Source organism: Desulfonatronospira sp., assembly GCA_003563255.1.
Lineage (GTDB): Bacteria > Desulfobacterota > Desulfovibrionia > Desulfovibrionales > Desulfonatronovibrionaceae > Desulfonatronospira.
Window position 1 is genome coordinate 1 of sequence record PWSL01000426.1, and the last position, 4,387, is coordinate 4,387.

Consider the following 4,387-nt stretch of genomic DNA (forward strand, 5'->3'; position numbering starts at 1 on the left):
CTGAAAAATAAGTGCGGGGAGAGCCAGTCCCCATGCTACATTTTTAGAGGAAAGCAGGGGACAGGCACCCCCCGCACTTATTTTTAGCTGAAGTGAAGATCATTACTGAAAAATAAGTGCGTGGAGAGCCAGTCCCCATGCTACATGCAAAGCGCTAAACAGATACGAAACTGTTTTTTTATGGCAAGGAAGCATGCATAGCTGCGAAGCTGGAGAGCGCAGAGTCAAGCACCGACGTATGATGCCCGGCAGGCTTGTCCGGGCTTTGTTGCTGGTACTGCTGCCGGTCCTGGCCTTCCTGGTGCTGACTTTCTTTGCGGCCTCTCCCTACGTGCTGGAAAGGCTTCTTGTAAGTTATATGCAGGAGCAGGGCATCCAGGAGCCGCATCTGAGGGTGGATTCGATAAGTCACAGGGGTATTCTGGTCAGCGAAATCAGGGGGCGCAACCTGAACCTGCAGATCGACCGTGTATCGGTAAGAGCTGACTGGTCCAGCCTGCTGCAGGGTAAAGTCCGTGAGATCACGGTCACGGGTCTCAACTGGGAGGTGGGTTACTGCCGGGACGGGCTGGACCTGGGTCTGCCCTTTGCCGGTAACAAGCGGACAGGGGAAGTGCAGGTGCCGGTATTGCCCTTTGAAAAACTGGAGATTGAGTCTTCTTCGGTCCTGCTGCAGCATGCCGGCCTGGGCTGGAGAGTGCCTCTGTCCGGGGTATTGACAGCGCAAAGCCCAGGCAGCATTCTGGCGGATTTTGAAACAAGGCTGCTTGGTACCGTGTTGCATCTTCAGGGGGAGGCCGATCTTGAAGCCGGCACTGCAACAGTAAGTGCCGACAGTGACTGGCCGCGTCAGGAGGGTGATGGATTTCCAGATCGGCAGGTTCCAGTCCGAGCCGGATTATCCTTGAACTGGGCCGGAGGCCTTGAAGACCCGGGCCGGGGGGAGGTGGACTTTTTTGCGCACCTGGGAGGACGGCAGCATAGCATTGCCGGTAAGGACTTTGGCTTTCATAAAGCCGGGGTTCAGGTTCAGGGGGCTTTTGAACCGGGTTTTTCCCTGGAGAGGCTGCAGGGGGATGTTTTCCTGGAAAATGCAAACTTCAGCCGGTTCATGTTTTCCAGCATAAACATGCTGGTACAGGACGAGGGCATACTTGTCCTGCAGGCCGATCTGGAAAAACCAGGAAAAATCAAGCTGGATATCAGCGGTAGTCACGAGGACATATTTACTTTGTGGTCCGGGGATGCTGTCTGGTCCGGGCAGTGGGATGCAAGGCTCAAGGGTGTTGTCGTCCCGGAGCTTGCAGAGTTGCTTTTTCCGGAAGAGGTCCAGGTAAAAGAGGTTTTTCCAGTTGATTTTTCCGGGAGGCTCGAGGCGGAAGTGTCCCAGGAAGAATGCGGGCTCAATTGGCGGGCCTCCCTGGACTCTGCCCGGGCCGGTGCAGGCCCCCTGAGAGTACAACTGCCGCAGCAGCATGCGGATGTAAGAGGAGTATTCCTGGAGACGTTCCCCCGGGTTTCCATGCGTCCAGGCATGACCAGTGTCACCCTTGGCCGGGAAAGCAGGGTGGGGTTTGCATCCGCAAGCCTGGACCATGACGGGGAGGTGTTTGAAATTCCTGGGCTTGCAGCAGGGGGGGGAGATGGCTGGCTGAGCCTGGAGCTGGCCCAGGACAGCCCGCCCAGGATGTTGCTGGACGCGGTGCTGCACAAAGAACTGGACCTGCTGGTATCCAGTGTAGCCAGGGTATCCTTTGCTGCTGGCGGGGTGCAGGCGGATCTGGAAATCTCTCATGGACAGCCCCGGGGCCTTGTCCGGGTGAGCCTGGACCGCGGAGTGGCAAAGATAGCGGACCTGGATCTTGAGCTGGCAGACATCAGTCTGGATGTGCCTGTTTCCTGGCATAACCCGGAGCATGACAGAGGCAGGTGGAGCATAGGAGGTATAGCTTATGCCGGCAAAGAACTGCCTGGAGCAGCAGGCACGGCAGCATTCATGGATAACAGCCTGCAGGCAGGCGGTACCTGGGAGTTCGCCCCGAATGCCGTGCTGAACCTGGAGGTGGACCTGAATGCCTCTGAGCAGGGGCTCCAGGGGCAGGCAATCGCCGGCACGGACTGGTTTGAGCTGCCTTCCAGGGAGTACCTGGAAAAGTTTGTTCCGGAATCAGGCGATATTGAGTTCCAGGGTCTGGCCAGACTGAATGCAAAGGCTTATATCAGTTCTACAGGCATAGAACCTTACCTGGAGGTTGAGCTGGATGATGTCGATGTAGCCAGCAGGGACATAGGACTTGAAATTCGGGGTCTCTCCGGTATGCTGGCCCTGGATGACCTGGATCCTCTGCAAACAGCCAGGGATCAGGAATCTTTTTTGCATATCCATGAGTTGCAAGCGGGTATTATTTCAGCCAGGGACGGCCTGACCAGCTTCAGGATCAGAGGAAACAAGGTCATGCTGGACAAAAGTTCCTGGACCCTCCAGCCCCAGGGGAGGGTGTCGGTTTATTCCTCGCGCTGGGATACCAAAGCGGGTGAAGGTCTCCTTGACCTGTATTTCGAGGATGTCGACCTCCTGGAATATGTCGGCCGGGTCTCTGAAGGCAGGATAAAGGGCAGCGGGCTGTTCTACGGTCATGTGCACGTGGGACTGGATGCCCGTGGCATAAGCCTTGGCGACGGGTATGTATATTCCCTGCCGGGCACGGGCAGGCTGGGCATAAAAGACCAGGACCTCATGGACGCTTTGCTCATGTATGTGCGGGAAAGCCTGGCCGGTCAGGAATACCTGGCCCTCCTGATGGACCGACTGGAAGAGGCCCTCAGGGATTTTGAGTACGATTTCTTCACCTTGAACCTTGTACCTTCCATGGATGACGTTGGAGCCCGCATCGAGATCCGGGGGGAGGGGGTGCACGGCGATCCCCCGCAGCGTGTGGGCAGCCTGGTACTCAATGTCAGTGGTGTTGAAGAAACCCTGAACCATGCCCTGGACCTTGGGATCACCGGGGAGGAAGCCGTCATGAGAGCCCTGGATGAATGGCTGGATTTTTGAATATTATTTAAAAACCGGAGTTGATCATGGACAAAACATTTTTGTGTATCCTGGCCGGACTGCTTTTGTTGCTGGCCTCCTGCACCAGGCATCACGTAACAGCGGATACCACCCATAAAGTTGAAATTGCACCCATCCACGTGACAGTGGATATAAATCTCAAGGTGCAAAAGGCTTTGGATGATGCCCTGGATTTTCAGGGCAGCCTGGAAGACATTTTTTCTGAAGAAGAGTTGAAGCAGCTGCAATAGCCCTGCAAACAGATAAACGAGGTAAATACCATGAAGAATAAAACCCTGACATTTTTTTTCATCTGTTTATTGTCTCTTGTGCTGGGAGTCACAGGGGTATGGGGACAGAACAGAAGCAAGGACGAAGTGGTGCAGAGTATGCAGGCACGCCATTCCAGCCTGATGCAGGCCAAAAACCAGGGCCTGGTGGGAGAAGCCTGGAACGGCATGGTGGGTATTGTAGATCCTGGAGCCGCCTCCGGAGTGCAGGACCTGGTGGATTCCGAGAACCGCGATCGCAGGGATCTTTACCAGATTATCGCCTCTGAGACCGGTACTTCTGTACAGGAGGTAGCCCTGCAGAACCGCATCCGTATGTACCGCCTGGCCGATGATAATCATTTTGTGCAGGACCAGCACCGCAACTGGGTTCGTAAAAAAGACCTGAATTAGAACTACAGCGAAACTAACGCGGGCTTTGCCCGCAACCCAAGAAAAGGAAGTGCTCTTATCACTACAGCGACACTTTATTGGAACTCGAAGGGGACTGGCTCTTTTGCCGCCGAGAGCCCAGCCATTTTACGGTTTGAGTTCGGCAAAAGTGCCTGTCCCCGGTGGTCGAGGCAAAAAATTAACACAAAGTGTCGCTGTAGTATTATCCCAATTGGGACAGTCCCGCACTTATTTTTCTGATGAATAAGTTACAGCCATGAGATTTACAAAAATAAGTGCGGGACAGTCCCATTACCAGGCGCTGAAACCCCGACTCTGTTCGAAATTTTTCTTGTTTTTTCTGACCCCGGTTAAACCCTGCTGCGCAGGAACGCTTTCAGCGTTGTTAAACGGGGCAGGCAGGGTTTCAGGAGTAAGTCACTAGGCATTTTCCGCGACCCTGCGCGGAAAAAGAGGCCCCTTCGGGGCATCATTTCCTTTATTGTTCCCACGCTCTGCGTGGGAACATCTTCCGGACGCTCTGCGTCCACCAATGGTGCCTGTCCCTATAAACATGTTTTTTAAGAAGCGGCTGGAGCCGCAAGAACTAAATGTTCCCAGGCTGGAGCCTGGGAACGAGAGGTAAGCGGCTGGAGCCGCAAGAACTAAA

General features: G+C 54.8%; 3 protein-coding genes. All 3 read left to right on the forward strand.

Translation table 11 applies throughout. The features are described from left to right. The first annotated feature begins 193 nt into the window (after positions 1 to 193). From QZP87_RS12540 to QZP87_RS12550, 3 genes are read left to right on the forward strand one after another with little or no spacing between them, the layout of a single operon-like run. Positions 194 to 3,055: a hypothetical protein gene (locus QZP87_RS12540; protein WP_291323264.1), complete on the forward strand. Its 2,862-nt coding sequence runs from the start codon at positions 194 to 196 to the stop codon at positions 3,053 to 3,055. Between the two features lie 26 nt (positions 3,056 to 3,081). Next, on the forward strand, positions 3,082 to 3,306 hold the full coding sequence (locus QZP87_RS12545) for a hypothetical protein (protein ID WP_291323265.1): 225 nt from the start codon (positions 3,082 to 3,084) through the stop codon (positions 3,304 to 3,306). A 30-nt stretch (positions 3,307 to 3,336) separates the two neighbouring features. Continuing rightward, positions 3,337 to 3,738, forward strand: a complete 402-nt coding sequence (locus QZP87_RS12550; RefSeq protein ID WP_291323266.1) for a YdbL family protein — start codon at positions 3,337 to 3,339, stop codon at positions 3,736 to 3,738. The last annotated feature ends 649 nt before the right edge of the window (positions 3,739 to 4,387 follow it).